Origin of the sequence: Psychrobacillus psychrodurans (genome assembly GCF_050209195.1) — a bacterium.
In the GTDB taxonomy this organism is placed as follows: Bacteria; Bacillota; Bacilli; order Bacillales_A; family Planococcaceae; genus Psychrobacillus; species Psychrobacillus psychrodurans.
Map to the genome: position 1 here is coordinate 3,436,108 of NZ_CP189791.1, position 26,761 is coordinate 3,462,868.

At 35.6% G+C, this 26,761-nt stretch carries 33 protein-coding genes and 1 pseudogene; 10 read left to right on the top strand and 24 right to left on the bottom strand.

Annotated elements, in window-relative coordinates; translation table 11 throughout:
- Window positions 1-49: 49 nt before the first annotated feature.
- Window positions 50-661 carry a LysE family translocator gene (locus tag ACQCPR_RS16940; protein WP_427137635.1) on the bottom strand — a complete coding sequence of 204 codons (612 nt, stop codon included), beginning with the start codon at window positions 659-661 and terminating at the stop codon, window positions 50-52.
- Window positions 662-672: 11 nt separating this feature from the next.
- The gene (locus tag ACQCPR_RS16945; protein ID WP_090568778.1) at window positions 673-1,113 is read right to left on the bottom strand and encodes an Lrp/AsnC family transcriptional regulator; all 441 of its coding nucleotides are present in this window, start codon (window positions 1,111-1,113) and stop codon (window positions 673-675) included.
- A 264-nt stretch (window positions 1,114-1,377) separates the two neighbouring features.
- On the opposite strand from ACQCPR_RS16945, the gene ACQCPR_RS16950 reads away from it, so the two are divergent.
- From ACQCPR_RS16950 to ACQCPR_RS16960, 3 genes are all read left to right on the top strand, one after another.
- The gene (locus tag ACQCPR_RS16950) at window positions 1,378-1,704 is read left to right on the top strand and encodes a nucleoside triphosphate pyrophosphohydrolase (protein WP_090568775.1); all 327 of its coding nucleotides are present in this window, start codon (window positions 1,378-1,380) and stop codon (window positions 1,702-1,704) included.
- A gap of 101 nt (window positions 1,705-1,805) precedes the next feature.
- Window positions 1,806-2,534, top strand: a complete 729-nt coding sequence (locus tag ACQCPR_RS16955; RefSeq protein ID WP_427137636.1) for a GIY-YIG nuclease family protein — start codon at window positions 1,806-1,808, stop codon at window positions 2,532-2,534.
- Entirely contained in the window at window positions 2,516-2,695 is a 180-nt protein-coding gene (locus ACQCPR_RS16960; RefSeq protein ID WP_427137637.1) for a DUF4357 domain-containing protein, read from the top strand. The genes ACQCPR_RS16955 and ACQCPR_RS16960 overlap by 19 nt, the downstream gene beginning before the upstream one ends.
- A 71-nt stretch (window positions 2,696-2,766) precedes the next feature.
- Here the strand turns inward: ACQCPR_RS16960 and ACQCPR_RS16965 are convergent, their stop codons facing one another.
- Both ACQCPR_RS16965 and ACQCPR_RS16970 read right to left on the bottom strand, forming a co-directional pair.
- On the bottom strand, window positions 2,767-2,937 hold the full coding sequence (locus ACQCPR_RS16965) for a hypothetical protein (protein WP_427137638.1): 171 nt from the start codon (window positions 2,935-2,937) through the stop codon (window positions 2,767-2,769).
- A gap of 551 nt (window positions 2,938-3,488) precedes the next feature.
- Window positions 3,489-3,647, bottom strand: a complete 159-nt coding sequence (locus ACQCPR_RS16970) for a hypothetical protein (RefSeq protein ID WP_427137639.1) — start codon at window positions 3,645-3,647, stop codon at window positions 3,489-3,491.
- A gap of 405 nt (window positions 3,648-4,052) precedes the next feature.
- Between ACQCPR_RS16970 and ACQCPR_RS16975 the strand changes: the two genes are divergently transcribed.
- Window positions 4,053-4,586 carry a dihydrofolate reductase family protein gene (locus ACQCPR_RS16975; RefSeq protein WP_090568752.1) on the top strand — a complete coding sequence of 178 codons (534 nt, stop codon included), beginning with the start codon at window positions 4,053-4,055 and terminating at the stop codon, window positions 4,584-4,586.
- Window positions 4,587-4,620: 34 nt separating this feature from the next.
- On the opposite strand, the gene ACQCPR_RS16980 is transcribed toward ACQCPR_RS16975, so the two are convergent.
- Window positions 4,621-4,863, bottom strand: a complete 243-nt coding sequence (locus tag ACQCPR_RS16980; protein ID WP_427137640.1) for a hypothetical protein — start codon at window positions 4,861-4,863, stop codon at window positions 4,621-4,623.
- Between the two features lie 207 nt (window positions 4,864-5,070).
- On the opposite strand from ACQCPR_RS16980, the gene ACQCPR_RS16985 reads away from it, so the two are divergent.
- Together ACQCPR_RS16985 and ACQCPR_RS16990 are read left to right on the top strand one after the other, a co-directional pair.
- Entirely contained in the window at window positions 5,071-5,490 is a 420-nt protein-coding gene (locus ACQCPR_RS16985) for a MarR family transcriptional regulator (RefSeq protein ID WP_090568747.1), read from the top strand.
- Between the two features lie 20 nt (window positions 5,491-5,510).
- Window positions 5,511-5,903: a rhodanese-like domain-containing protein gene (locus ACQCPR_RS16990; RefSeq protein ID WP_427137641.1), complete on the top strand. Its 393-nt coding sequence runs from the start codon at window positions 5,511-5,513 to the stop codon at window positions 5,901-5,903.
- A gap of 100 nt (window positions 5,904-6,003) precedes the next feature.
- Here the strand turns inward: ACQCPR_RS16990 and ACQCPR_RS16995 are convergent, their stop codons facing one another.
- Window positions 6,004-6,627 carry an NAD(P)H-dependent oxidoreductase gene (locus ACQCPR_RS16995; protein WP_427137642.1) on the bottom strand — a complete coding sequence of 208 codons (624 nt, stop codon included), beginning with the start codon at window positions 6,625-6,627 and terminating at the stop codon, window positions 6,004-6,006.
- A gap of 117 nt (window positions 6,628-6,744) precedes the next feature.
- Here ACQCPR_RS16995 and ACQCPR_RS17000 point away from each other — a divergent pair, with 117 nt between their 5' ends.
- Window positions 6,745-7,176, top strand: a complete 432-nt coding sequence (locus ACQCPR_RS17000) for a MarR family winged helix-turn-helix transcriptional regulator (protein WP_090568738.1) — start codon at window positions 6,745-6,747, stop codon at window positions 7,174-7,176.
- Window positions 7,177-7,342: 166 nt separating this feature from the next.
- Here the strand turns inward: ACQCPR_RS17000 and ACQCPR_RS17005 are convergent, their stop codons facing one another.
- Genes ACQCPR_RS17005 through ACQCPR_RS17020 form a run of 4 tightly spaced genes read right to left on the bottom strand, consistent with a single transcriptional unit; the run spans window position 7,343 to window position 9,351 of the window.
- On the bottom strand, window positions 7,343-7,696 hold the full coding sequence (locus tag ACQCPR_RS17005) for a hypothetical protein (RefSeq protein WP_427137643.1): 354 nt from the start codon (window positions 7,694-7,696) through the stop codon (window positions 7,343-7,345).
- Between the two features lie 42 nt (window positions 7,697-7,738).
- Window positions 7,739-8,008 carry a 30S ribosomal protein S14 gene (gene rpsN / locus ACQCPR_RS17010; RefSeq protein ID WP_090568730.1) on the bottom strand — a complete coding sequence of 90 codons (270 nt, stop codon included), beginning with the start codon at window positions 8,006-8,008 and terminating at the stop codon, window positions 7,739-7,741.
- A gap of 54 nt (window positions 8,009-8,062) precedes the next feature.
- Window positions 8,063-8,212 (bottom strand): 50S ribosomal protein L33, encoded by a 150-nt coding sequence (gene rpmG, locus ACQCPR_RS17015; protein WP_090568728.1) that lies wholly within the window; start codon window positions 8,210-8,212, stop codon window positions 8,063-8,065.
- Window positions 8,209-9,351: a GTP-binding protein gene (locus ACQCPR_RS17020; protein ID WP_427137644.1), complete on the bottom strand. Its 1,143-nt coding sequence runs from the start codon at window positions 9,349-9,351 to the stop codon at window positions 8,209-8,211. Before ACQCPR_RS17020 ends, rpmG begins: the two co-directional genes overlap by 4 nt.
- Window positions 9,352-9,809: 458 nt before the next feature.
- Between ACQCPR_RS17020 and ACQCPR_RS17025 the strand changes: the two genes are divergently transcribed.
- Window positions 9,810-10,553: an SDR family NAD(P)-dependent oxidoreductase gene (locus tag ACQCPR_RS17025; protein WP_427137645.1), complete on the top strand. Its 744-nt coding sequence runs from the start codon at window positions 9,810-9,812 to the stop codon at window positions 10,551-10,553.
- A gap of 97 nt (window positions 10,554-10,650) precedes the next feature.
- On the opposite strand, the gene ACQCPR_RS17030 is transcribed toward ACQCPR_RS17025, so the two are convergent.
- The 5 genes from ACQCPR_RS17030 to ACQCPR_RS17050 all read right to left on the bottom strand — a co-directional run bounded on the left by ACQCPR_RS17030 (window position 10,651) and on the right by ACQCPR_RS17050 (window position 16,329).
- On the bottom strand, window positions 10,651-11,685 hold the full coding sequence (locus tag ACQCPR_RS17030) for a Gfo/Idh/MocA family protein (protein WP_427137646.1): 1,035 nt from the start codon (window positions 11,683-11,685) through the stop codon (window positions 10,651-10,653).
- 10 nt (window positions 11,686-11,695) lie between these two features.
- Entirely contained in the window at window positions 11,696-12,670 is a 975-nt protein-coding gene (locus ACQCPR_RS17035) for an ABC transporter permease (RefSeq protein WP_427137647.1), read from the bottom strand.
- On the bottom strand, window positions 12,663-14,177 hold the full coding sequence (locus tag ACQCPR_RS17040) for a sugar ABC transporter ATP-binding protein (protein ID WP_090568712.1): 1,515 nt from the start codon (window positions 14,175-14,177) through the stop codon (window positions 12,663-12,665). Before ACQCPR_RS17040 ends, ACQCPR_RS17035 begins: the two co-directional genes overlap by 8 nt.
- 78 nt (window positions 14,178-14,255) lie before the next feature.
- Window positions 14,256-15,221, bottom strand: coding sequence for a substrate-binding domain-containing protein (locus ACQCPR_RS17045; RefSeq protein ID WP_427137648.1), 966 nt, complete (start codon window positions 15,219-15,221; stop codon window positions 14,256-14,258).
- 124 nt (window positions 15,222-15,345) lie between these two features.
- Window positions 15,346-16,329, bottom strand: a complete 984-nt coding sequence (locus ACQCPR_RS17050) for a LacI family DNA-binding transcriptional regulator (RefSeq protein WP_093495904.1) — start codon at window positions 16,327-16,329, stop codon at window positions 15,346-15,348.
- A 199-nt stretch (window positions 16,330-16,528) separates the two neighbouring features.
- Between ACQCPR_RS17050 and ACQCPR_RS17055 the strand changes: the two genes are divergently transcribed.
- The gene (locus ACQCPR_RS17055; protein ID WP_427137649.1) at window positions 16,529-17,497 is read left to right on the top strand and encodes a sugar phosphate isomerase/epimerase family protein; all 969 of its coding nucleotides are present in this window, start codon (window positions 16,529-16,531) and stop codon (window positions 17,495-17,497) included.
- A 76-nt stretch (window positions 17,498-17,573) separates the two neighbouring features.
- On the opposite strand, the gene ACQCPR_RS17060 is transcribed toward ACQCPR_RS17055, so the two are convergent.
- The 7 genes from ACQCPR_RS17060 to ACQCPR_RS17090 form a co-directional block, all read right to left on the bottom strand.
- Window positions 17,574-18,680: an HD-GYP domain-containing protein gene (locus tag ACQCPR_RS17060; protein ID WP_427137650.1), complete on the bottom strand. Its 1,107-nt coding sequence runs from the start codon at window positions 18,678-18,680 to the stop codon at window positions 17,574-17,576.
- A 475-nt stretch (window positions 18,681-19,155) separates the two neighbouring features.
- Window positions 19,156-19,767 carry an NUDIX hydrolase gene (locus tag ACQCPR_RS17065; RefSeq protein ID WP_427137651.1) on the bottom strand — a complete coding sequence of 204 codons (612 nt, stop codon included), beginning with the start codon at window positions 19,765-19,767 and terminating at the stop codon, window positions 19,156-19,158.
- Window positions 19,768-20,004: 237 nt separating this feature from the next.
- Entirely contained in the window at window positions 20,005-21,072 is a 1,068-nt protein-coding gene (gene rlmN, locus ACQCPR_RS17070) for a 23S rRNA (adenine(2503)-C(2))-methyltransferase RlmN (protein ID WP_090569160.1), read from the bottom strand.
- Window positions 21,073-21,206: 134 nt separating this feature from the next.
- Window positions 21,207-21,845, bottom strand: a complete 639-nt coding sequence (trhA, locus tag ACQCPR_RS17075) for a PAQR family membrane homeostasis protein TrhA (protein WP_090568695.1) — start codon at window positions 21,843-21,845, stop codon at window positions 21,207-21,209.
- 321 nt (window positions 21,846-22,166) lie between these two features.
- The gene (locus ACQCPR_RS17080) at window positions 22,167-22,367 is read right to left on the bottom strand and encodes a cold-shock protein (protein WP_090568691.1); all 201 of its coding nucleotides are present in this window, start codon (window positions 22,365-22,367) and stop codon (window positions 22,167-22,169) included.
- Between the two features lie 167 nt (window positions 22,368-22,534).
- Complete coding sequence (locus ACQCPR_RS17085; RefSeq protein ID WP_427137652.1) at window positions 22,535-23,050, bottom strand: hypothetical protein; 516 nt, start codon at window positions 23,048-23,050, stop codon at window positions 22,535-22,537.
- 291 nt (window positions 23,051-23,341) lie between these two features.
- Complete coding sequence (locus tag ACQCPR_RS17090) at window positions 23,342-24,292, bottom strand: hypothetical protein (protein ID WP_427137653.1); 951 nt, start codon at window positions 24,290-24,292, stop codon at window positions 23,342-23,344.
- A gap of 158 nt (window positions 24,293-24,450) precedes the next feature.
- On the opposite strand from ACQCPR_RS17090, the pseudogene ACQCPR_RS17095 reads away from it, so the two are divergent.
- Window positions 24,451-25,086: pseudogene (locus ACQCPR_RS17095) on the top strand (methyl-accepting chemotaxis protein); the annotation flags it as partial.
- 69 nt (window positions 25,087-25,155) lie between these two features.
- Here the strand turns inward: ACQCPR_RS17095 and pcp are convergent.
- Both pcp and ACQCPR_RS17105 read right to left on the bottom strand, forming a co-directional pair.
- Window positions 25,156-25,764, bottom strand: a complete 609-nt coding sequence (pcp, locus tag ACQCPR_RS17100; RefSeq protein WP_269922390.1) for a pyroglutamyl-peptidase I — start codon at window positions 25,762-25,764, stop codon at window positions 25,156-25,158.
- Between the two features lie 29 nt (window positions 25,765-25,793).
- Window positions 25,794-26,612: a pentapeptide repeat-containing protein gene (locus ACQCPR_RS17105; RefSeq protein ID WP_427137654.1), complete on the bottom strand. Its 819-nt coding sequence runs from the start codon at window positions 26,610-26,612 to the stop codon at window positions 25,794-25,796.
- Between the last annotated feature and the right edge of the window lie 149 nt (window positions 26,613-26,761).

The following is a 26,761-nucleotide window of genomic DNA, read 5'->3' on the forward strand; positions in this document are numbered from 1 at the left end:
ACAGAAGTCGCCATGCTTTTTATTTAGTTTCCAAAAAAGTCGCTATTTTTCACATTTTTTTGATTGCTGTTCGAATTCCAAATGCTACTAATACAATTCCAACAATTATATTTAATCGCTTTAAAACAACTGGGTCTAAAAATAGAAATAGAAACGTGCCTAAAATAGATATAATCGTTAGAAATAAGAAAGTAGAAAGCACTGCACCAAGTCCAAACAAATACATATCTCGTTGCTGCAAATTTTCTTCTATAAGTTTCGTAGACAAAACACCTGCCCAAAAAAGAATCGTCAACGGATTGGAGAGCGTTAATACGAGCGTTTTAACAAACACTATTTCGATCGTTTGCCCAGCGTGGAAATCTAAGGTTGGTATGAAAGAAACCCCTAATCCCCCTACTATATTACTGAAACCAAACAACATGAGAACTGCTGCTCCAAAATAACGAATGACCCTTTTCATCTCCGGATAATTTTGCAGAATCCTTCCTAATCCAAAGATCGCTGCAAGTATATAGAGACCATCTATGACGACTACCCCTAACACACCTGTTTCGGCTGCCATAAATCCAGAAGTAGCGGCAGTATGAAAAATAAACAGACAGATAGGCCCAACAGCAATTTGCAGAAACATACCAAAACGAAATCCTTTCCAAATCATCCGTTAGTCCCCTATCTATTGAACTTCTCTTTTAATGTAGACAAAACAATCAATGTGTTAGAGCTGCGAACTCCTTGTATCGACTTCAGCTGTTCACTTAGGAATGCTTCTAATTGTGCAGTATCTTCTACTAACACCTTTAGCATATAATCATATTCCCCTGCCATATGGTGGCATTCCATCACCTCGGGAAATGGAACTATCGCTTCTCTAAACTGCTGGATATTCGCTGCATGGTCAATATTCACAAAGATGATCGCCAACAATTTTAAGCCCATTTTCTCCCGGTTTATTTTCACTGTGTATTGTTCAATTACGTCGGCTTCTTCTAATTTTCTAATCCGCTCCGACACCGCCGGAATGGAGAGATTCACTTGCTTGCTAATATCAGAAGCAGTTGACCTCCCATTTAACTTTAATACTTCTAATATTTTCGCATCGATTATATCCACTGCCTCATCATCCTTCATAGTTGTTTAAGTCTATTGTACAGAATGATTATATTTAGTAAATAAAACCTAATAAACTCCATATAAAATAAAGTATTTGTTAGTTTTACTTTACTAATTAAAGTTTCTACTCCAAAATTGGATTGCAAACTTTCAAATTTAAAGAGACTTTATCTATCGTCGGATGTCAGCTTAAGGTCACTGATTGAGGATTCCTTTCAAATAACCCCAATTTTCTCTATAATAAAAGAAAAAGGAGGATATTCAATGCCAGTTTATAACAAATTAGTCCGTGACCTCATACCACAGGTAATCGAAAAATCAGGTAGCAAATTCACTACACGTAAACTAGATCCTTCCGAACATTTAACAGAAATTAAGAAAAAACTATATGAAGAAGTACAGGAGTTCCAAGAAACGATGAACCACCAAGATGCCTTAGAAGAACTAGCCGACATTTTGGAATTAATTCATGCTGCACTTCCTATTCATGAAGCAACTTATGAAGACCTAGAGAAAATTCGCATGGCGAAGAAAGAAAAACGCGGTGGATTTGAGGAAGGGATTTATTTGATAGAGGTGGAGGATGAATAAGTTACGACTTATTACATCGAAGAATCTTATTCAAGATCTATCAAAACTGTCAGCGGATGCAAATATAACTTTTATTAATTCTGAAGATTGGAGAAAGTACGATGAAACAAAACAGAGGTAAAACTATTCAAATTTTTCTCCCTGATGGGAATCCCGGTGGAGTTAAATTTGTAGAAGTAACTAACAGGACTGTACAAGCAATCTTAATCCCTCGTAGTTTATTAAAAGATATAAAAGAGAGACCTGAAGTTCAAAACGTGGCACTTTACTTTTTGTTTGGAGACAATGAAGAAGTTTCTAGAACTGAGGTATACATAGGAGAGGCTGAAGTTGGATATGAAAGATTAAAACAACATAATGTTGGTAAAGATTTTTGGGACGTTGCAGTACTCGTAGTGACTAACAATAATCAAAATCAGTTCACTAAAGCGGACGTGAAGTTTTTAGAGCATTTAGCTTATACTGTAGCAGAGGAAGCAGGACGTTACGCCATTAATCAAACCATACCTACAAACCCATTTATTCCAGAGTGGAGAAAAGAAGACCTTTTGGATGTATTCGAAACCATCACTCTATTACTAGGAACACTTGGTTATCCACTCTTTGAAAGTTATCGAGGTAAGTCAAATGGTATTAGTACAACTCAAGATAACGATGAAGAGTTATTCTACTGTTCACGTCGTGATTCAGAAGCTTTTGGCAAATGGACGGAAGACGGCTTTATTGTATATCAAGGCTCTAAAATGGCTAGCCAGTCTTCTCCAGGATTTGAATCAAAGTTGGATAAACACAATGAAAAATTCAAAAACTCTTGGATGATGGTATCTTAGGAAAAGACGATAATAACAGAGTTATATTTTTAAAAGATTATCCATTTAACTCGCCATCAGCAGCTTCAACTTTCATTAACCAAAGTCCCTCTAATGGTTGGGTAGATTGGAAAAATAAAAATGGAAAAACTTTAGATGAATTGAAAAGAAAGCAGCTTTAAGAGCTGCTTTCTGAAAGTTTTTTTCATGCCCTCATAGTAAAAAACACGAATATTTGTATTTCTATTAATTTTTAAACTGTAATAATCATAAAATCTAAATGAAGAAGCTTCTCTTTATCTTCTATTTCTAAATTCCACCGTTTTTCCATAAATTCTAGAAGCTTAATTCCACGTTCTAGAATATATTCTGGTGTCCAATCGTGATATTGGGCAACTGGAATTTCACTGTAGGAACCATTCACAAAACCATATAAGTTTCCATCCTGACCTTCATGTTTCTTTTTAATGTCAAAGCACTTATTGGTTACAAATAGAAAAAGTCATTATTCATAGAAAAAAATATTTTTTCTTCTCAGGATTTTAATGAAAGCATAGTAGGGTAATTTACCGCTTCTAAATGCTCACGTCTAGTCGAAAAACCGTTGGGCATATGTAGTGTTAACCTTTGGATTTAAACATACTTCCTATGTTAGACCTTACTTAGAAACTAGCAATTGTTCACAGGTTATACTTAAATACACGGTGCCTTCACATAAAAAATACGCATTCACAAATAGTAAACAAGCGTTAATTCTGTCATTATCATGACTATTATTTTAATTTTAAATCCTCCATGACTGTGAAAATTGATTCGACCGTATCCCTTATGGTTTTCTCCCCATAGAAAAAACACCTTCCATTAATGATTAGATATTGTATACCTGCTCTTAAATAAAAGGTGTTTTTATTGTTTGATTCTTTTAAGTTAGCATGCCACATGAAGACCTGGATTTCATCATATAAACTTTCTACACTAATTTCCGCCTCGCTCATCCACATGATGATCATTTTGTCCATCATTTACTTGAAGTTCTTCTTTTTGTTTGTTACTTAACTCATTGGGCTTTCCTTGCTCAACAGTTAGATCTTTTTGATTTGAATCCTTTTCATGGTTCGACTCTTTTTTCATCATATTCACCTTCCTATTTTTCTTATTAATATTTCTTTTCCCTAAAAAATTCACTTCTAACATTTTTTATTAAAACCTGCATGATTCAAGCATTTTCCTTATATCCCAAAACCAGTAACAGGTCAAGATTCAATCAGAACCTTGATGAAGCTAGATATTTATGGAACGCGATTTTCATTTATACTATCCTATATTGTAAGTCCCCTATGTTAGACTCCACTTCCACACTACTCGGATTTTTTTCTGAGTTGTAACTTAACCAGGTTACCTTTATACTTCTTTTACATAAGAACTTACCAGACATTTTGTGCCACCTATTCAACAACACATATTGAAAGAAATTCTCTTATCATATCTGTGACCTGTTTGGTCTGGCCTCTCGAGACATCAAATTAAAAGGAGATTATTATGACAAATCAAAGAAAACTAGTATTGTTCATTGCAACAAGCTTAGATGGATATATCGCCACAGAGGATGACTCTTTGGAATGGTTGTTTAAGGTAGATGGTGAAGGAGATAATGGATATTCTGACTTCTACGACACAGTAGATACGGTTATTATGGGCAGACGCACTTATGATTGGCTCCTTGAACAAGAAACGGAAAGCTTCCCTTATGTGGGTAAGGAATGCTATGTTTTCTCCAGAACCTTAAGTCAGGATAATGAGAACGTCAAATTTTTCAGTGGAGATGTTGTCGATTTAACGAATCAATTGAAAAACAAAGAAGGTAAAAGTATTTGGGTAGTGGGTGGTGGAGATCTAATACACTCATTTATCAATGAAAAATTAGTGGATGAGCTAATTATTACAGTGTCTCCGGTATTAATCGGAAAAGGGATCCCATTGTTTAAGGAAGTTGATTTTGAATTAGAGCTTACCTTAAAAAGCATCAATCGTTTTAATCAGTTTGCTGAGTTGCATTATGAAGTAAAAAGGTAAACAACAAAGACAAGATAGCAAAACGAAGAAAGCATCAGGTTTTATCAGACCCTGATGCTTTCTTTGTTTTATCTATTCTGTGATATTCCGATATTTGAGTTACTCTAACTCTGCTGGTGTTCAGTTCATGGTATATCCCCCTGCTATCGATAAATGAAATATATTCATCCCGTTCTTGTTGAATTAACTCTACCGCCTTTTCTTGAGACTCAACATAGATAAATCTTCTTATATAATGGCTTTCATCAAAAAAGTAAGTTACTTTAAATTCTTTCACCTTTATAACTCCTGTTCAATACCGAAATTATGAATTTCAGTACTTAATCTAATTTCCTACAGTATAACTTAGTTTCCTCTCACATAAACTTCTCCTACTTTTAATTGTCCGGTTGCAGATCATAAAATTTAAATACTTGTATTTCATAAATTAATCAGTTAAACTGATTATATGTTAAGGTGATTAATGTGGGAGGTGAAATTTAGATTGGATAAATGGAATAAATCTTATGGTTTTCTACTGGGAAAGGTTTTGCAACAAATGGAAAGTAAGTTTGCCGAAGGGCTTGTCGACTTTAATATTAACGCCAGACAATATGGAGTACTTTTATTTATTGAGGGAAATCCTTACTCCTCACAAAAAGACATTTCCGAAAACCTACAGATCGATCGCACAACCATGGTGAGTCATATTGATCATATGGAAACCCTAGGATTTGTTGAGAGGACAAAAAATCCTAATGATAGAAGATCATATAGCCTTGTAATTACTGGAAAAGGCAAAGAAGTACTGGATTCCCGTTGGGAGTTTTTGAGCCATATAGAATCAGAAGTTTTAGCCCCTTTAACTCAGCAAGAGAAACAATTGTTTAAAGAGTTCCTTGTAAAAGTTTGGAGCTCACTGTAGAAAATAGGAGGATATCAAATATGAACGCACTAGATTATTTTAATGCACGTCTCGAAGCAACTATAAGCCCTATGGATTTTCTGAAATCCCACCAAATGGATACCGAAAAATACTTTTTAATCGATGTTAGAAACGGACCATCCCATGTAAGAAGTCTAACTATTAAAGATGCGAATGTTATACCAGAACAAGAATTACAAAATCGCTTAAGTGAAATTCCAAAGGACAAGGAAATTATTGTGTATTGCTGGGATGTCTGGTGCAATACTGCCGCCAAAGTAGCGAAAGTGTTATTAGAAAGAGATTATAAAGTTAAAGAGTTAACCGGGGGTATTGCAGCTTGGCAAGAAATGAACTTTCCTGTTTCAGAAACTGCTCAGGATACTATCATATCTGACCAATGTGGGTGTTGAACCAAGTTAAAACTAGAATTGAAATCCTTCTCGAGGATATGAGATGAATGCTGTTTTAGGTGGATGTTGAAGGAGATTTGAGGAATCTCCTTTAAATTGCTCAGATTTTCTCGGTAACAAATCGTTTTCGGTTTTCTTCATGCTCAATCTTTTTGAAATAATTATAAACCTTTTCTAACTTTTTCTTTTGATTTCCCTTCGGACTTTCCATATTCCCAAATTCAAAGAACTTCACTTTCTTGATACCAACAAAATTAAATAGTGCTCTTTTCATTAAAATTTTGTGAGAATTGTTTAACCAAAGAAATGGATAATTAGTTGGTCCCTTCATGGTAGACACACATACTACAGACTTTCCTTTTAAAAGTCCTTCTGGAAAAAGTCCCTTCTTATCTTTATAAGCAAAATTAGAGGAAAATAATTGATCTATGTATCCCAATAGCATTGCGGGTGGTCTCCCCCACCATATTGGATAGATAAAAACAATTTTGTCTGCCCACATAATTTGTTTCCTATATTTTTCAATACTTGGATCAGTATACATATCACGTCTTCGCTTTTGCTCGTTAAACACTAGTAGAGGATCAAAATTCTCTTCATATAAATCTAAAACCTGCAACTCCTCTATATTGGCATTTTCATTACTCCCCTCAATAACTTTTTGTAAAAATGCATAGTTTAAACTTTTGTGATTTGGATAAGTGTAAATTAACAGCATCTTCATAGCGCACCTCTTTGTTATCATTTGATAACAAAATAATAGCACGAAGAAATTTAATTATCAAATGATAATTGTTTTTCGATAACATTTTTGTTACCTTGTCTATAAGAGGTGAGAGAAATGGACAAAAATGCTCTTTTTTATAAACTAGTATCATTTACATCTTCTGTTCATCGAGTAACACATGAACTAACAAAAAATGCGAAGTCAGACTCCATTTCGCAGGTTCAATATAGCATTCTTGAATATATTTCAGTTAGTCAACCTGTTACGCCAAGTGAAATTAACGATTGTCAAAACATGTCTATGCCGAACACAAGTCGTGAGCTCAGCAAGTTAAGTAAGAAAAATTTAATCGAGAAATTAAATGATACCGAAGATCGACGAAAACAATATATTCGTCTTTCTAATGATGGAGAAGCCATGATGAACGAAGCTTTTGCAACTATAGAATCTCGTTTTCTAAAGCGACTAGAGAATGCTTCCAAAGAAGATTTAGATGATATTGAACGTGCTATGGATATTCTTCAAACAAAACTATTTTATCCATAGCACAAGTTTAAAATGAAGGATTAATAAATCTCACTACGAAATGATTTTCTAGGATTGAAACACATAACTTCATGAAAAAGAGACCGTTCAGGTCTCTTTTTCACTTCTTGTTATTTAGGGAATTTATTTATTGTCCTGACATTCATTTTGAAAATAACTAACTCCACTAATTGATAAACAAATATATGCGTTTGCTGCTATCAGCTGTAACACTTTGAGAAAATTGGTCCGTATAATCTATCCATTCTACTTTTTCACATCGCTTGCTAACTTTCATGTTAAGCTCCGTTTCAATTTCATCCATCATGTATACAATCTCCTTGAAAGGTATGTTGAAGTGGTGTACTGCCTGTTCATATGGAGAGTGTTTCACTAACAACTGTTGAAACTCATCGACTGTTTCCGCTATATCGACTAAGCTGTCTTCTGCATCGACAATAAACTTATAAAGGCTTTGTTTTTCTTTTGGGAGATTTGCGACTTCACTTCTTAAGAGAAACTCTATTAATCGTTCGTTCATTTCCCTCACCTCCCTGTTAGTACATAATACCTCAATACTCCATTACCAACTTGCTTTTTTAACTCCAGGGATTTGCCCTTTGTGTGCAAGCTCTCGGAAAGCAATACGCGACATATTAAATTTGCGCATATAACCTCTCGGTCTACCAGTCAATTCACAACGGTTTTTCAAGCGTGAAGGTGAAGAATCCCTCGGCAACTTGCTTAGTGCCCTGTAATCCCCTTTATCTTTCAGTTCTTTACGAAGCTCTGCATAATGGGCTACCATTTTCTGTTGCTTTTTATCTTTAACCACTTTTGATTTTTTCGCCATTTTACCCTCTCCTTTATACCGTAATGATTACGTTTTAAAATTACGTAAAATTTTTTATTTTGTTTCTCGGTGAAGTGTCACCTTCTGAAGTCTTGGACAGTATTTCTTTAATTCAATACGCTCTGGATTGTTCCTTTTGTTTTTGGTCGTTATGTAATTGCGATCACCTGTCTCTGTGCAGGCCAACGTGATATTTACTCTCATCTTACTTCCTCCTCTTTAATCTGAATAGCAATTTCAAAAGCGGGTAGTGGATCAGAAAAACTAGTCCAATCCTGCGTATACTCTTGTTCTGTCAACAAACAATGGTTTAGGTCGGATGTGATTTGTTGCTGGTCCATATCTATTCCGATAAATACTAGTTCTGTCATCTTGACGCCATACTCCATATCCCACTTTCCTGCTCCCTCTATGCCTAGAGATGGCCCAGCTTGAGATAGCAGTACAGCAGTATCATCCCGAGTTGCTAGCCATAAAAATCCTTTAGTCCGTATCACTTCAACTGGCCAATCCATAATCCAATTCATTAAGCGCTCTGGATGAAAAGGTCTTTGACTTCGATAGACAAAAGAGGCAATACCATACTCCTCGGTTTCAGGCACATGTTCTTCGTTTAACTCTTTAATCCACCCCGCTCCTTGACTGGATGTTTCAAAATCGAATAAGCCTGTATTCAATACTTCGTTTAAAGCAAGATTTGCGTTTACTGTCACTATGATTTTCGCATCTGGATTCAAGCTTTTAAGGACAGCTTTTAACTCGCCTATTGTCTCTTCATCAACTAAATCAGCCTTGTTCAAAATTAATACATTCGCAAATTCAATCTGGTCAATAAGTAAATCGGCTATTTCTCGTACATCGTCATGAGTCGCTGCTTCCTTACGATCTAGCAACGTTTCTCCAGAAGAAAAATCTTGCCAAAATCTATTTGCATCTATGACAGAAACCATAGTGTCTAGTTTACAAAACTTTGATAAATCGATGCCCAGGCTATCATCAATATAAGTGAATGTCTGAGCTACCGGAACAGGCTCACTAATACCGGAGGACTCAATTACGATGTAATCAATATCTCCAAGTTGAGCCAACTTCTCCACTTCGATTACCAAATCCTCCCTAAGAGTGCAGCAAATACACCCATTCTGCATTTCAATCAACTTTTCCTCCGTACGTAAAAAACCACCCTGTTTTACCAAAGAAGCATCAACGTTCACCTCGCTCATATCATTTACGATGACCGCTACTTTAAGCCCTTGACGATTTTGTAAAATATGATTCAGTAAAGTTGTCTTTCCTGAACCCAAATATCCACTTAATATTGTTACCGGTATTCTATTCTCCATTTTTCTCCTAACCATTCAACACAATTGTATCGAATTATAAATAGTAATGATTACGATTTAAATATTATATTGTTTCCAAATAAACTGCAAGTATTATTATCAAGCTTTAATAAATTTGATACTAATATTAGTTCAAAAAATAGTGCTATCAACTCGTTTAGTATTCTGGTGTTTCATTTCCTATGGAAACTAAACAGGTAAAAACCTTAATTATAATACATGATTGAAGGACTAGGTTGTTGGGTATTATAAGATAGTTCGAGATAGGTCAATAACCTAAAACTACAAACATCTGCTTTACTCAAATTACTAATTTGCAAAAGATCTCGATCTTCACCAAGTGCTAATGTTTTAATATTTATCTTATAATTAGGATTCTCTAATTTGAAATATCTTAAAAAGAGGAATACAATTAGATTGTTATTAATTTTTATATAAACTAATTGGAGGGATTTATCATGACTGACTTAAAAGATAAAGTAGCGGTTGTAACAGGAGGAGCTTCTGGTATAGGATTAGCTACTGCAAAAGCTTTTTTAGCAAAAGGAGCAAAAGTTGTTATTGGTGATTACAACGAGGATTCTGGTAAAGCTGTAGAACAACAATTAAAAGAAACGGTTGAAAATGTATTATTCGTTCGTACAGACGTTGCAGACGAGCAATCTGTTGAAAACCTTGTAAAAACAGCGGTTGATCAATTTGGACAACTAGATATTATTTTCAATAATGCTGGTATCGGTATTCAGAAACCTACACACGAATTAACAGATGAAGAATACAAACGTGTTATTGCCGTAAACCAAGATGGTGTATTCTATGGTATTAAGTATGCACTTCGTGAAATGTTAAAAACTGGTGGCGGTGCAATTATTAATACGTCCTCGATTTTAGGTACTGTTGGGGAACCAACGTCAATCCCTTACGCAGCTAGCAAAGGTGCAGTTAACTTAATCACAAAATCAGTTGCATTAGAATATGCTGATCGCAACATTCGCGTAAATGCTGTAGCTCCAGGATTCATCGAATCAGGTTTAGTAAACAAAGAATCATTAGGTGATTTCTATGATGGTTTAGTAGCAAAACATCCAGTGGGTCGTCTTGGTAACCCTGAAGAAATTGCTCACGCAGTTGTCTTCCTAGCAGAAAACGACTTCGTAACTGGTACTACTATTCACGTTGATGGCGGTTATACTGCGAAATAGTTAGGTTCACAAAAAACATCTTCTTTATAATATAAAAGCCGTTCTCTGTTCAGTCAGAAAACGGCTTTGTTGTTAAATTCAATTTAACCCTTGCGCATTATATCTTCACAACCGCATTCGTTTCAGCCGCTTCTATAATACCTAAAATGACTTTTAGCGAAGATAATGCATCCTCTCCAGTGACAAGCGGCTGTTGGTCAAATCGAATACATTCGATAAATGCATCGATTACACCACTATTTGTTTGATTGTTATTTGTTTGGATATTCTCTAGTTGATATTGTATTTTCTCTCCATCTTTTGTAATCACTTCTAATTGATGCTGTTCACTATGATAAATTTTCAAAATGCCTTTCTCACAATAGATAATGGTACTATTATCTTCTTCACCATAATATGTCCAAGAGAACGCAGCAGTACCTAAACGACCTTTTTTTGTTTTTAAACTACATACGATGTTATCGCATACCTCTATCGGTTCGTTATTTTCATCGACTTTGTCGAGTGCTCCTTGGAAGGCATTTACCTGCTCAATTTCATCATCTAATAAGTAATGCAATAAATCCACTTTATGGATTCCCAAATCTCCAGCAACACCAAGACCAGAACGCTCCTTTTGAAAGAACCATGTGGAATTTGATTTATTTATTCCCCATTGTTCCGGTCCCGAGTGTCCAAAAGTTGTTCTAAAAGTCAGCACTTTACCTAGTTCTTCACTTTTAATGATTTCTTTCGCTTTTTGATGCGCGCGAGTAAATCGCTGATTATGATCTACCATAAATTTTTTCCCGGATTGCTTTTGGGCATCAAGTATTTCTTTTGCATGTTCAATTGTAAGGGAAATTGGCTTTTCACACAGAACATGCTTCCCATTTAATAGTGCTTTAGTGGAAAATATATGATGATATTCATTCGAAGAACAATCACTAATTACTTGTATCGTGGGATCTGTAAATAATTCATCCACGCTTTGTACTACTGTCCCATTAAACATGACTGCTAACGCCTCTGCACGTTCAGGGTTTCGGTCATAAAAAAAGATTTCATCCACGAATGGATTTGCTTTATATTCTGGTGCATGTCGCAATTTAGTAATCGACCCACACCCAATAATCCCTACTTTTAACCCCATATGATCACACCTACTCTCTTTTTTGGAATACTACAGCAATAATTATGATTAGGCCTTTTACAAATCCTTGTAGGTACGGAGAAACATTCATTAAATTCATCATATTATTTAGAATTCCTAAAATGAGCACTCCGAAAAGTGTCCCTATAATCTTCCCACGACCACCTGTCATCCTTGTTCCACCTATTATAACGGCAGCAATCGCATCGAGCTCATATTGAACTCCCGAGCTTGAGGATGAAATAGAATTTAAGCGTGATGTTTCAATGATAGCAGCTACACTTACCAATAACCCAGCCAAACTATACACAGCAATTTTAATACGGTCCACTCGAATTGCAGAAAGCATAGCAGCTTTTTCATTACTTCCAAGTGCATACACATATCTTCCAAATCTCGTTTTGTGCATCAAAATATATACCAACGCGGTCATGGCAAAGAAAATTAAAACTGGATAATCAAATATCCATAAGTCATTATTCGCGATGGCAGTAAACCCCTTAACCTCTCCTGAAACACTTCCACCTTCTGCAATATATAACGCAATGGAGCGTGCTGCCGCCATCATTCCTAATGTAGCAATAAACGAAGCAATCCTGCCTTTTGCAACCATTAATCCATTTAAGAATCCTGCAAATGAACCAACAACTAATGCAGTAAAAATCCCAACAAGTATACTTCCTGACGCATTTAACGCTAAAACTGTGATGACACCGACTAGCGCAAGCACGGATCCGACCGATAAGTCGATTCCACCAGAAAGCATAACGACAGTCATACCCAATGCAACAATTCCAATTATAGAAACCTGCATTAGTATATTTAGCTGGTTATTAATATCTAGAAATCTAGGATTCATAATAGTAGATGCTATAAAAATAATGATGAAAGCAATAATGACGCTATATTCTGACCACAGCCATGTAAGACGACTTTTTGCATTTGAAACTTGCGGACTATATTCTTTTACATTTGTATTAGCCAATTTTAGCGGCCTCCCTTTTCGAGCCGGTTGCATAATGCATAATTTCTTCTTCCGTTGCTTCTTCTCCGTTAAATCGTGCTGTTATTTCCCCTTGGTACATCACATTAATCGTATGACAAATTCTCATTACCTCAGGTGCCTCTGAGGACAATATAATCACCGATTTCCCTTGTTCAGCTAATGCCACAATTTGTTGATAAATCTCCTGTTTTGCCCCTACGTCTATTCCCTGGGTAGGGTTATCGAAGATTAGTATATCCGCTCCGACTTCAAGCCATTTGGCGATGATGACTTTTTGCTGATTACCACCACTTAACTTATCGATTGTAATACGTGGGTTGTGAACTTTGATGTTCAACAGCTCTTTATAGTACTGAAATTTATCTCTCTCAGCATTATCAAGAATAAATCCTGATTTCTCAAAATTCCCTATTGATGACAAGCTCATATTATGAATCACACTTAAATCTTTAATGATTGCATTTTCCTTGCGATCCTTTGGAACAAGACCTATTCCTGCTTCTACCGCTTTTCGTGGGTGATCTATTTTTATCAACCGGTTATTGATCTTTATTTCACCAGTGTATTTCTTTCGATATCCAAATAAGCTTTCAAAAAGTTCTGTCCGGCCGTCCCCTGCTAGACCAGTAAAGCCTACTATTTCTCCTTTTTTCACTTTAAAATGAATGTTCTTAAACAAACCAACGCTAGTTAAATTATTCACCTCTAGCAATACTGGGCCAAATGTATGTTCATGTACAAATCGATTTTGTGAAATTGATTTTCCAACCATTAGCTTAGTTATTGCATCTAAATCTTCTTGTTCTACATCTCCACTTTTAATCATTTCTCCATCACGTAATACGGTATAACGGTCACAAACTGCTTTGATTTCCTTTAGTTTGTGGGAAATATAAATAATCGAGATGCCTGATTTCTTTAAATTCTTCATTAACTCAAATAATCGATTCACTTCATGTTCAGCTAATGAGGTTGTAGGTTCATCCATAATTATAATGGTGGATTTATGAAGCAGGGCTTTCGATATTTCTATCAGTTGTTTATAGGAAGTTGCTAAGTTTCTTACGTATTCCTTTGGGTCTATGTCCACACCGAGCTTAGCTAAGATATCATGTGTTTGCTGGCACATCTCTTCTACTTTTAAAAATCCCATTTTGTTTCGAAGTTCAGAACCTAAAAACATATTTTCATACACTTTGAGATCTGTTACCATATTTAGTTCTTGATGGATAAAGCTAATCCCTTGCTCCTGTGATATTCTTGGATTGCTCATCTTGACTTCCTTATCGTTTATGTAGATAGAGCCATTATCAGGCTGATGAACTCCCCCTAGAATATTCATCAGAGTGGATTTACCTGCACCGTTTTCACCTAACAATGCATGAATCTCTCCTTTTTCAATTTGAAGAGTCACATTCTTTAATACGGGTACACCATTAAATGACTTCTTCATGTTCTTCATTGTTATATAAGGATTTTTAGTCATGGTATTTATCCCTCCTAATATAGGAAAAGAGGAAATACAACAACTGTTTGCACAACTATTGTATTTCCTAATATTCATTTAGAATTTAGATTCTGGATCATAGAACTCATCCACATTTTCTTTTGTTACCTGAGTAGCTTCTTTGACTACCATAGATTCTTCTGGATCATTACCCTTTGCAATATCTGCCGCAATCTTCACTGCATCCTCTACCATCGTTGGAGAGTATAGGAAGGTTGCTGTTATAAAACCGTCTGCTTTGATATCTTCAAATACTGCTTTTCCGCCACCAGCACCTGTTACAAATTGGATGTCTGTTCGCTTAGCTTCTTTGATAGCTTGTAAGACACCAAGTGCCATTCCATCGTCTTGTGTAAATACTGCATCTATTTGCGGATGTGCTTGTAAAATGTTTTCCATCACTTCTAGCGATTTTTCAGTAGAAAAGTCACCACTTTGTGAAGCAATTATTTCCATACCTTCTGCACTTTCCATCGCATCTTTAAATCCTGATCCACGTTGTTCTGTAACTGAACTTGGTGGTCCGGAAATTTCCACAACTTTTCCTTTTCCATTTAACTTTTCTACAAAATATTTACCCGCATTTACTCCAATACCTTCATTATCGCCTTTTACAACAACTGTAGCTGCATCATTTTCAAGCTCACGGTCCACTATTACTAAAGGAATTCCCGCATCTTTAATCTTTTGTCCTACAGGTGAAAGTGCTGCAGACTCAATTGGGAGCATGACAATAACATCCACACCCTGTGCTATTAAATCGTCTACATCATTTGCTTGTTTATTTGGGTCAGCTGCATTCGTCATTACATATTCAATGCCATCACTTTCTTTAAGTGCTTTAGCTTGCTTTTCAGCACTATCAATTAGTGCTCCCATCCATCCATGTGTTGCTGAAGGTAAAGAAATACCGATTTTTAGAGTATCGTCTTCTTTTCCATTTGCAGAATTCTTATTATCACTACATGCTGCCAAACTAAAAACTGTTACTAAAGATAAACATATGATCAGAAACTTCTTCAACACCATTCCCCCTTTGTTTTTATGAAAGCTCCCCTTTTTGTAATCGATTACATGTGAAACTAAGGGCAACGCTCTATTATTAATATCCATTTAATAACAGAGCAATAACCTTAGTTGTATATTCTCACGTAGACTCTCGAAGAACTAGTTCATGGTTCAATATGACACTATCCACGACATTACCTCTGATCTTATCGATTAACATTTCCCCAGCCACAGTACCCATCTTATACATAGGCTGAGCAATCGTAGTGAGCGTTGGGTTTGTCATACTAGAAAAATCAATTTTGTCAAAACCAACTACCGCTACATCATTTGGTACATGTAATCCAGATGCATTTATTTCTTTGAGTGCTCCGATTGCCAAAAGGTCCGATACAGCAAATATTGCTGTTGGACGATCCTGTATTGCTAAAATCTTTTTCACAGCTTGTTGTCCATGTTCAAATCCTAGTTGTTTTGTATAAATAATATAATCATCATTCCAAGGAATACCATGTTCTTCTAATGCTCGTTGGTAACCCATCTCCCTCTGTCTTGCATATAAAAATTTTTCATCGGAGTTCATTAGAGCAATTTTTTTATGACCTATTTGTATCAAATGCTTGACCGCCCGATAAGATGCTTCTTCATTATCTATCGATACGTAAGGTATCCCACTATCAACGTTATACTCACTACATTGAATGATGGAATACTTTTCTGCTAGCTCTTTTAAAGTTTCAATATTAACTGCTGGATCCATTGAAATAATTCCATCTGCCATTTTTTTCTTAACAAGGTCAAAGTAAATATTTTCTTTTTCCGGATTTGAATCAGTCTCACATAATAGGATATTGTAATTCTGACTTAGCGCCACATGTTCAATTCCTTTAATAATTTCTAAATAGAACGGGTTAGAAATGCTCGGAATTAGTATTAAAAAAATTCTACTTTCTGAATTTCTTAAATTCCTCCCTAACATACTAGGCTCATAATTTAAATCTTTTATAGCCTCTTCTACTTTAATTCTTGTTTTCGAAGTTACAGTATTTTGACCGTTTAATACCCTTGATACTGTGGCTACAGATACCCCTGCTTGTTTAGCCACCTGCTGAATGTTTGTCATTTACGTAGTCTCACTTTCTCTGATTTCATAAAATGAAAATGAAATCGTTTACATTTACATGTTATTATATTCCGAATTATGCGTCAATAATTATTTTTTCATTAGAAATAACTATTGATTTACTTGAACAATTTATATAAGGTAATAATGTAACGGTTTACATTACAGTATATTCTGATAAATAAAGGAGGTTTTCTCATTGAAATTAGGTGTTTTTACGGTACTCTTCTCCGATAAAAGTTTTGAAGACATGTTAAGTTATGTTTCTTCTAAGGGCATAGAAGCAATTGAATTAGGTACTGGTGGATATCCTGGCGATGATCATTGTAAAGTGGATGAATTGTTAAACGATGATACGAAATTGGAGAGCTTTAAGCAAAAGATCAGTGATCATGGATTAATCATTAGCGCGTTAAGCTGCCATGCAAATCCTCTCCACCCACAGAAAAAAATTGCTGGGCCAGCTGATGAATTATTTATAAAAACAATGCATCTTGCATCAAAACTAGATGTGCCTGTAGTAAATACATTCTCGGGATGTCCGGGTGATCATGAAAATGCCCTCTATCCTAATTGGCCAGTAGCACCTTGGCCACATGATTTCCAAGAAATATTAAAATGGCAGTGGGAAGAAAAACTTATACCATACTGGAAAGAAAAGAATGATTTAGCACAAAAACTTAATGTCAAGATCGGTTTAGAACTACATGGTGGTTTCTCTGTACATACTCCTGCAACACTATTGCGATTAAGAGAAGCATGCGGACCTATGATTGGGGCTAACCTTGACCCTAGCCATATGTGGTGGCAAGGCATTGACCCAGTTGAGGCCATAAAAATTCTCGGACGTGAGAATGCCATCCATCATTTCCATGCAAAGGATACAATTATAGATCAGCAAAATATGAACCGAAATGGACTTACGGATATGACCGATTATGCCAATATGCGTGACCGCGCGTGGTATTTTAGATCTGTTGGTTTTGGACACGATCAAAAAACATGGGCCGACATCATTAGTATTCTACGATTATATGGATATGATTATGTAGTAAGTATTGAACATGAGGATGGATTAATGTCGATCGAAGAGGGGTTCACAAAAGCAGTCGAAAACTTAAAACCCATTATCGTGAAAGATTCTATCAGTCAGATGTGGTGGACGTAAAGCCATAAAGGGAACCGGGTTCTAGCCACAATTTTAAACTCAATAAGAACCTGGTGCCCTATTTAAAACACACCACCTAAATCAACGCATCTGCCATTACAATCTCAAGCATCAGGTTTTCCCGTGCTCCTAGATTAAGTTCATACGGGGAAACATTTTCATTTACTTCATTATTGGTAATTCTGATCACTGGTCGACCAGCTGAATTATAATTATATTTTGAAACAATACCTGTACGACCATCATTTAATGTAACGGTTAAGCCCGGAGGATAAATGGCGATACATTCTCTAAACAAGTTAACTTGATGTGTGTCAAACTGCGTATCACTTCCCGCATACAAAATCTCGAGAGCTTGATGTGGCAACACTGCCGGTTTGAAGGCTCTTGGATTTGTTACTGTATCAAACACGTCTGCAACACTAACTATTTTCGCATACTTGTGAATTTCGTCACCTTTTAATCCCCTAGGATAGCCAGTACCATCTACTCTTTCATGATGTTGAAATGCACAATGAGCAACTGTTAATGGAATTTCATGAATTTTTCGTAGTACCTCAAAACCTTTTTCACAATGTTGTTTGAATATGGCATTTTCCTCATTTGTTAATTCACCTTGTTTATTTAATAGTTCTAAAGGAACATGTACTTTTCCTAAATCATGTAGCATAGCTCCCATTCCGATTTCTTCCACATTTTTAAGAGGTAACCCATTTTCGAGTGCAAGCTGACACGCATATATAGAAACGTTCAATGAGTGATTGAATACGTAGTTTTCGTGTACTTTTGTTGTAGCCAATAAATTTAATGCATGTTGATTGTCCGTGAGTGATGCAACTATATCCTTAAAAACCTTTTGAAAGCTACGTATTGCTCTACTTGATTTCATCATTCCCTGAAGATTTGAGTTTGACTGATTCAAGTCCGTCAGTGCTTGAAACCCCTCGGTAATTGTATGTAAAGCTTCCACACGTAACGCTTCTGGTATAGACTCAACAATTTCTATCCCTTCAGATACTTCGTCTTCTATGTAAATGGTTGAAACATTATACTTTTTCAATTTTGGGATGAGTCGATCTATCAGTTCTACTCCCTTTGCTAACAAAATTTTACCATTGTCATTCAATATTGGTTTACCCAATTTCATTCCTGGCTTGTACTTATCTATTTTTACTAATCGCATCGCCCAAACTCCCCACTTTAAGCATAATGAGTCAATTGTACTTAATTTTTGCAACTTGTACATACTAAAGGTAATAATTAATAGTAGTCCTATTATATTATATTTAAAGATAAAAAAGAATAGAATTAGGCATCTAGGCCTAAAAAAATTTAATAAAATTCATAAATAAGTAAGTCCATTTTATACGTAAAGTAATCCGAACAGCGTTTATTTATGCTCTAGGCGGAGCTTTTCCGTTCAAATCTATTAAATCGATTTTTATTAAAAAACGAATAAATGAATTAAATATCAAATAATTATTTGAGGGTTTAATTGAAACAATTAATTTTAAACGACTCGAACATATAAACTCGTAGCATCTGAGTGATTCTTCAACTTCTACATATAAAAGAAAAGAGCACGTGATAGTGATGTCGTCACTACACGGGCTCTATTAATCTCACAATAATGGTCGTTTTATACTGAAATATTATAATTAAATTGTCTCTACAAAATGCTTTAACACCCTCGCAGTTAGACCCCAAATTGTGTATTTTTCATAGTCGTAGAACCATTCTTCTATATCTCTCGGCCTCCATTGGTATTTGTCACCGTTGACAATTTTGTCATATGGAAAATCCATAGGTGGCATCGGCTGGACAGAGACAGTGTGCATGTAGGGCTCATGGTTTTTAAGCCAGCTGACTGGAATAGTGAATACCGCCTCGACCTCATGTCTGTTAAAAGATTCGATTTTATGATGGTCAATCGTTGCAACAAAGGGATAGACAACAAAAGATGGAGATGAAATGTATGCACTCATCTGTCCAAGAACTTGAATACATTTCGGATCGACCCCTAGCTCTTCATGTGTTTCTCTTATTGCAGCTTCCATTGGAGATGCATCTGTAGGATCGATTCGCCCACCTGGAAAGCTGATGTCCCCTGGTTGCTTTCTCATGGTTAGTGAACGCACCTCGAATAAAACATGCCATTCGCCATCCACTTGCACAAGTGGTATTAAAACAGCAAAACGTAGCGCTGTATCCTCTCCTATAAAAAGCGGCTGTTTGTAATGCAGTTCCTTCTTTAGCTTATCCAAAAACACGGAATCTCCCCCAATGATAAGTTTATTCTAATATCGTATCATTAAATTTATTATCCATAAATTAAATGGCACACTTCGTCAAATAAAGTTATCGTTTTCTTTTTTTCTTAACTAAAGTGAAGTATCAAACAAAATAAAAAACACTCAGATATATGTTCTAAATCTGAGTGCTCTTAATCAAAATTGTATACTAGGTTTCAATGCTATTCTTATTAATATTGGAAACAAGTACGCTAATTAACGCACTTTTTCCTTTTTAAGCTGTTTGCTTCTCAGCTGTCCACAGGCAGCATCAATATCTGTTCCATGTTCTTGACGAATTTTGCAGTTGACGCCTCTCTTTTTCAGCGTGTCATAGAATGACAACACAGATTCCTGTTCACTTCTTTGGTACTGGCTATGTTCATCGACAGGATTATAAGGTATTAAGTTGACGTAAAGCTGGTCTTTTATGTCATTAAGTAAATCGGCAAGCTCTTCAGCTACCTCTTTTGTATCATTTACATCCTTAAGTAGAATATATTCAATCGTAATTCTACGGTTGTTTTTTGCTAAATAATATTTTAGAGATTCCATTAGCTTTTCAATTGGCATAGCTCGATTAATTTTCATAATTCTAGTTCGTAGTTCGTTATTTGGTGCATGTAAGGATATCGCTAGATTTACTGGGATCTTCGTATCTGTGAATTCATAGATTTTACCTACAATTCCACTTGTTGAAACAGTTATTTTCCTTGCAGCTATCGCTAGCCCTTTATGATCGATAACTACGTTTAAGAAGTCTAACAAATTTGTAAAGTTATCAAATGGTTCCCCAATCCCCATTACGACAATATGGCTCACGATATCTTTTTGCTTCAATTGATCGAGATGCAATTGGATATTCATAATCTGTTCCACTATTTCTCCACTTGATAAATCACGACTTTTTGCGAGTAAGCCACTTGCACAGAAACTACAACCGATGTTACAGCCGACTTGAGTCGTCACACAAACGGAAATGCCGTATTTATGTCTCATCATAACTGTTTCGATTAAGTTTCCATCCTGTAGTCTAAACAAAAACTTCATCGTTCCATCGGCTGCTTCTTGTTTTACGTGCTCAGTTAACGTTTGTATTGTATAGTTATCTTGCAATAATTGAATACATTCTTCATGCACGTCTGTCATGTCGGCGAAATTAGTGACACGTTTTCTATATAACCAATCCCAAACCTTTAGCGCTCTCGACTTTTTGTGGCCATGCTCATGAAGCCACTCAATCAGTTGATTTAATGTTAATCCATATATAGATTTTTTGTTCATAACTATCCTCATCTCTTCCCTCATACTAACTTTAAAGGCCATCCAGTACTAATCCTGGTGCCAGACATTTAGATACTATTATAACATTTGCTGAAACAACTCTCTACAAACCCATTGTCTAAACGCTTACTACTTTATGGTAGCAATGTCATGACAGCAAAGAAATGCAGTATAGATGCTGCAAGAACAAATACATGCCAAACTGCGTGATGGTAGGTAAATCCACGCCACACGTAGAAAACAGCTCCTACTGTATACAGGATTCCCCCAATTGCTAGAAGTATAATCCCTTGGGAAGATACATTCTCCAAAAGTGGTTTCCATCCAAATACCAATAACCAGCCCATAACGACGTATAATAAGGTAGAAGTATGCAAAAAACGTTTCACAAAAAAAGCTTTAAACACAGTACCCGCAATTGCAAGCCCCCACACTATACCAAACAATGTCCAACCTAATGTACCTTTAATAGCAAGAAATAAGAACGGTGTATAAGTACCTGCTATAAAAAAGTAGATAGCTGAGTGATCCATGATCTCAAAGAAATCTTTTACGCGTCCTGCTGGAAAACCGTGGACAAGTGTAGATGACAAATATAAAAGGATCATCGAAGAACCAAACAATGTAAAACTTACAACATGCCAAGCTGTTCCATGCATTACGGAGGATACGATTAATATTACAAGAGCAGCTACACTAAAAACAGCACCAATTCCATGAATAATCGCATTAGCTATCTCTTCACGCTTTGAAAAAATATGTGTATTACTCATCTTTTTACTCATCCCATTCTAATATTCTCTAAGTATAATATTATCACTTTTGGCGAATAAAAGCTGACAGGGACATGTGTCCAAAATCTTAAACATCCCATAAGTTCTATATATAATCCACTAGGAACTCGTTTCATTCAAAGCCACTAAAGTAATCGCAGTAAGCTTTTTATTATAATTTGTATTGCCTTCATTCAATTTTAGAACAGTAAGCTTCCAAACAACAACTATATCTCAATGGTATTATTCAGACAAAAAAAGAGACACCCCAAATGGGCATCTCTTTTTATTTGCTAACTATGTTTAATTAATTCCTAAGAATTAAAGTTTTACAATGTTAACTGCTTGTGGTCCACGTTGACCATCTTCAACGTCAAATTCAACTTTTTGACCTTCGTCAAGAGATTTGAATCCGTCGCCTTGGATTGCTGAGAAATGAGCGAATACGTCGTTTCCACCTTCAACCTCGATAAATCCAAAACCTTTTTCTGCGTTAAACCATTTTACTGTACCTTGTGTCATGTAAAAAACCTCCATTTATGGTGAATAAAAAATTCACATATTACAAAAAGCTACCGAAGACTCACGATTACCTTTTGTAATATGTGAATTCATTGTTTCTATCTAAGCAATTTAATTATTATCTTTACTATATACCATTTCCACACAGAAAGATAGTAAATTGCTTATTATATTTTATTTAATATGTCTAACGTTTCTAAAACATGTTCAAGAAACATTTCAAGGTCACTTATTTGATCTTCATTAATTTTCTGTATGAACCTAACTTCTATTGTGTTTGTATAGCTAGAAAGTTCTGTTCCAAATTCAAAACTTAGTGTTTGAGTTAACACTATGTCGTCTTCCCAAATATTTTTGATAGCTTGTTCTATTTCCTCACATTGCAGATCAGGATTTTGAATATTTTTGTTAAATTTCAACGCTAGTGTACAACCTATATTTTTATTTCTAATTTCGAGTATTTCACCTGCTAGATCCTCTAGAGATGCGTCTAAAATAATTTCCGCAGCTATGTCTGACTGGTCAACAAGAGTAAATTTAATCTTAAAAGTTCTAGCGATAATGGAAAGGTCCATTTGATCAACCCGATTTTTGATATCTATCTTTCGTTCTAAGTTGTCTAAATCGTATACATGGTTTTCAAATGCCACTTTTAAATTTTCAAAGATAGTTGGATCGTACATATCATTTCCTCCCGACTTGAGTGTCCTTATACTATTCCCTATTTAGTCTACATACAGACACAACGTAAAGTGAAATTTCAATCACTTTAGATATTCTTCATTCTCTATTTATTGAAAATAAGTATAGGTAAATACCAATGATTCACTCGAGAATATCTAACTAAACGACTCAACATTACCTAAACAAAATATTTAGACGAAAATACATTTAATTTGTCAGATTATTTCCCAAGAAATAATGACAGAAAGCGCATTCTACTCTCTGTCAGAACTGAATAAAATCCTTTTATATTAGTACTCAATGATTTGGGCAATTTCTATTTCTACATTAGATTGTTTTTCTTGAGTTTCTTTAAGCTGCTTTTGTAATTGATCAGATATACTCGATAAATTTTGAAGTGTCTGTTCCATTCGGTCTATTGAATTGTTTATTTTGGAATGAGTTGACCATGCTGAAAAAATATCATCGAACACATAATCTGCAAACGTAACAAAACTTTCTCTTTCAATAGCTATGTTTTCGATACTGATTTTCTGGATATCTAAAAGTTCTGTATGAAATCGTTGTAAGGAACGCTGAGCATAGTGAATTGCTTCTTCCGATTCGTCAAGCTTACTATGTTTTAAAGAAGTGGCGATTATTCCTCCTCCTAAAAAGGTATCCCACGTAGAATAATCCTTAGCACTTTCAAGCGACTTTAACGCTCTCTTTAATGCTATTTTAGCTTCATTACCAGCTGTGATGGCTTCTATTATTTCACGGATACTTGTTGCAAGAATCGTCTTCTGTTCGTATAACCTCTCGAGACGAGTCGCCTCAGCGTGATTATTTACAAGAAGCCATTGTTTCTTCTTTTCAATAATCTGTTTCCACTCCAAGTCAAGAGATTCCCAGTCCCCTTTTTCTAATTCTCTTTCGTTAACGGTTATATCCTTTTCCAAATCTATTACTGTTTTTTCAATTTCTCTATACTTCGCTTCTATAGCAGCTAGCTCGCTTATTTCCTTCTCTCGAATTACATCCTGCTTTCCCGTCCATGTTCTAACCACTTTCAAAATTGAAAACCTATCTAGATCTTCTACATCTTTTTGTTCTTCCTTCAATCTCGTCCAATATTCCTGCTTTTTATGTAATGCTGTTTCTAATTGCTCTGCCAGTGTTTGCTGCTTCCTTTTTGCTTTTTCCCTCCTATTAATCTCCATCTTTAAAACCGATTGACGCTCCTGTAATTCCTCCCACATGTAAATCCCCTCCTCCCTTTTATACGTATAAGTAGATATATTGTTTCAACTAAGAGTAATAAAAGTAACCTGGAAATATAAATTTATTTATTTTATCAAAATATTACATATTAATAAAAGTATATATGGTAATAAGGATATAAAATTATTTATGTAATCAAATGAATACGATCAATCATTCATCTAATATGGTAAATGAGTTAGTCCAAAGACTAAGTAAGCAAACTGCTGAAATTGAAAATATTACAAATGTAATTACCGCAATAACTGATCAAACCAATTTACTTGCATTAAATGCTGCTATTGAGGCTGCACGTGCTGGCGAACAAGGGAAAGGATTTGCAGTAGTTGCCGATGAAGTTCGAAAGTTAGCAGAGGAATCTAAGTTATCTGCCAACCAAATTGTTGAGTTAATACAAGAGATTAAGGGCGATATGGAAAACGTTGAGAAAGCAGCGGAAGAATCTTTAACCTCTGTATCAGATGGTGTAAAAATTATTGGTCAAGCAGGGATTTCTTTCGAAGGAATCGTAACCGCAGTAGAAAAGATGAATATCCAGATTGAAGAAATTTCTGCAACCTCTGAGGAAATTTCTGCATCAGCTGAACAGGTATCAGCTTCTGCAAATGAAATTGCAACTGGCACAACAAATGCATCTGCTAATATCGAAAGTATTGCTGCTGCAATCGAGGAGCAAACAGCGACGATGGAACAAGTAAGTGGAGTAGCTGTAGAACTTAGTCAAAATGCCTTAGAACTACAGGATGAAATACAAAAATTCAAACTTTCTTAATGAAAGTTATATGATGTGGAACCCTTGATCACTTTGTTATCGAGGGTTCCTTTTTGTATTAAGTTTTTTTTATTCCTTACCTAACACTTCTATACAAATCTCTATCGATCGTTTTAAATCAACGTGGGACCAGCTTGGGATTTTCCCATGTTGGATGGCTAACTCATGAGAAGCAGGTATATGAATGAATCCCGAGGGTACGTCTAGATTGTTCATTTTTGCATAATGTAAAGCTTCATACATGACGTTATTGCACAGGTATGTACCTGCAGTATTCGATATTGCAGCAGGGAGACCTTCTTTTATAAGTTCATCGACCATCGAACGGATAGGCAGCGTAGAAAAGTATCCAGGTTCTCCATCAATTTGGATTGTTTCGTCCAATGGTATGTGGCCTTGATTGTCTGCGGCTCCATCTTTCACATTGATCGCAACACGTTCTGGAGTAATTTTATATCTTCCTCCAGCTAATCCCAAGGAGATAACTGCATCTGGCTTTAACTCCTTTAAATAATGAATAAGCTGGTCTCCTGACTGTGAAAAGTCAACTGATAGAACCCTACTCATCACCTCATATCTCCCTATTTTCGTTCCGTTTAATTCCTCTACAATTTTCATGGTCGGATTCACCGTGAATGATAAAAATGGTTCAAATCCAGTTAATAGTAGTTTCTTCATCCTTAACCCTCTCTTCCTCTGATGAATTTTTATGTCCAATGTAGTGGTCGCATAACAGTTGATGGCAACTTAGTTTGGTCATTTCCCTTAGCAGAGTTAACCTGAACTTGTGTGAGGAATATTGCTCCCGTCAGATCCGCTCCACTTAGATTAGCATCTCGGAAGTCTGCCCCAATTAAATCAGCATGTCTCATATCAGCATTTTGAAGGTTTGCAGCTATTAGGTAAGCACCTCTAAAATTTACACCTCTAAGATCTACTCCTCGTAAATTAGCTCCTAGAAGATCTGCTCTACTACGATCTTTTTTCTTATTACTAGTTGAACCTTTATCTTTACGAACTAGTTCACTTGTTTTTGCGAGTAAGAGGTTTACCCTAGCACGATGCACTGGAATGTTTAACTCCAAGAGCAAATCAGAGCTAAGCATCGTAAGTCTTTCGGTTTCATCTATTGCATGATTAAGTTCTTTATGAATAGTAATCGTTTCTTCCTTTGTACGAGCCTCTGTAAGATATGAAAGTATTTCATGAAGCTCCTGCATAATTGGAAAAACGTCAAACATTTCCCTCGCTATTTCTGGACTCTCTCGCCAGCTTACTCCCTTGAAAGTAACTTGCGAAACCTTTTGACCCGCCCCGTAGCATTCAAATACTGTACAGCCTTTATATCCTTCTTGCCTAAGCTTTTTATGTACTCCACAACGGTAGTCTGTTTGAAGATTCGTGCACGGTGTACCAGCTAGTTTATCAACAGCAAAGTCTACTGATGCAGCAAAATGGAGTCCCACACAGCATAAAGCAAAGCAGTTTTCACAGTCAGCGCGTAGATTATGTGTAGTATTGGACAATTTTTACACTTCCTTCAGTTTGTTCTGTTTTCCAATCACCCTAAATTACAGAGTCTATTTTAAATAATAAGATACTAATAGTTTACCAAAATTACAATTTGCTCGTTACAAGTTTTTAAGCAAACAAAAAAAGAGACACTCTCGAAAGA

Bases quoted from the DNA above. Each gene is read 5' to 3' on its own strand.
- rpmG (WP_090568728.1), bottom strand. From the start codon at position 8,212: ATGAGAGTAAATATCACGTTGGCCTGCACAGAGACAGGTGATCGCAAT.
- ACQCPR_RS16990 (WP_427137641.1), top strand. From the start codon at position 5,511: ATGAACGCACTAGATTATTTTAATGCACGTCTCGAAGCAACTATAAGC.
- ACQCPR_RS17090 (WP_427137653.1), bottom strand. From the start codon at position 24,292: ATGTGGGAGGAATTACAGGAGCGTCAATCGGTTTTAAAGATGGAGATT.
- rlmN (WP_090569160.1), bottom strand. From the start codon at position 21,072: ATGAACAAAAAATCTATATATGGATTAACATTAAATCAACTGATTGAG.
- ACQCPR_RS17050 (WP_093495904.1), bottom strand. From the start codon at position 16,329: ATGACAAACATTCAGCAGGTGGCTAAACAAGCAGGGGTATCTGTAGCC.
- ACQCPR_RS17040 (WP_090568712.1), bottom strand. From the start codon at position 14,177: ATGACTAAAAATCCTTATATAACAATGAAGAACATGAAGAAGTCATTT.
- ACQCPR_RS17020 (WP_427137644.1), bottom strand. From the start codon at position 9,351: ATGGAGAATAGAATACCGGTAACAATATTAAGTGGATATTTGGGTTCA.
- ACQCPR_RS17080 (WP_090568691.1), bottom strand. From the start codon at position 22,367: ATGACACAAGGTACAGTAAAATGGTTTAACGCAGAAAAAGGTTTTGGA.
- rpsN (WP_090568730.1), bottom strand. From the start codon at position 8,008: ATGGCGAAAAAATCAAAAGTGGTTAAAGATAAAAAGCAACAGAAAATG.
- ACQCPR_RS16950 (WP_090568775.1), top strand. From the start codon at position 1,378: ATGCCAGTTTATAACAAATTAGTCCGTGACCTCATACCACAGGTAATC.
- ACQCPR_RS17000 (WP_090568738.1), top strand. From the start codon at position 6,745: ATGGACAAAAATGCTCTTTTTTATAAACTAGTATCATTTACATCTTCT.
- ACQCPR_RS17025 (WP_427137645.1), top strand. From the start codon at position 9,810: ATGACTGACTTAAAAGATAAAGTAGCGGTTGTAACAGGAGGAGCTTCT.
- ACQCPR_RS16940 (WP_427137635.1), bottom strand. From the start codon at position 661: ATGATTTGGAAAGGATTTCGTTTTGGTATGTTTCTGCAAATTGCTGTT.
- ACQCPR_RS17030 (WP_427137646.1), bottom strand. From the start codon at position 11,685: ATGGGGTTAAAAGTAGGGATTATTGGGTGTGGGTCGATTACTAAATTG.
- ACQCPR_RS17060 (WP_427137650.1), bottom strand. From the start codon at position 18,680: ATGCGATTAGTAAAAATAGATAAGTACAAGCCAGGAATGAAATTGGGT.
- pcp (WP_269922390.1), bottom strand. From the start codon at position 25,764: ATGAAGAAACTACTATTAACTGGATTTGAACCATTTTTATCATTCACG.
- trhA (WP_090568695.1), bottom strand. From the start codon at position 21,845: ATGAGTAATACACATATTTTTTCAAAGCGTGAAGAGATAGCTAATGCG.
- ACQCPR_RS17005 (WP_427137643.1), bottom strand. From the start codon at position 7,696: ATGAACGAACGATTAATAGAGTTTCTCTTAAGAAGTGAAGTCGCAAAT.
- ACQCPR_RS16955 (WP_427137636.1), top strand. From the start codon at position 1,806: ATGAAACAAAACAGAGGTAAAACTATTCAAATTTTTCTCCCTGATGGG.
- ACQCPR_RS16970 (WP_427137639.1), bottom strand. From the start codon at position 3,647: ATGATGAAAAAAGAGTCGAACCATGAAAAGGATTCAAATCAAAAAGAT.
- ACQCPR_RS17085 (WP_427137652.1), bottom strand. From the start codon at position 23,050: ATGTACGATCCAACTATCTTTGAAAATTTAAAAGTGGCATTTGAAAAC.
- ACQCPR_RS16995 (WP_427137642.1), bottom strand. From the start codon at position 6,627: ATGAAGATGCTGTTAATTTACACTTATCCAAATCACAAAAGTTTAAAC.
- ACQCPR_RS16975 (WP_090568752.1), top strand. From the start codon at position 4,053: ATGACAAATCAAAGAAAACTAGTATTGTTCATTGCAACAAGCTTAGAT.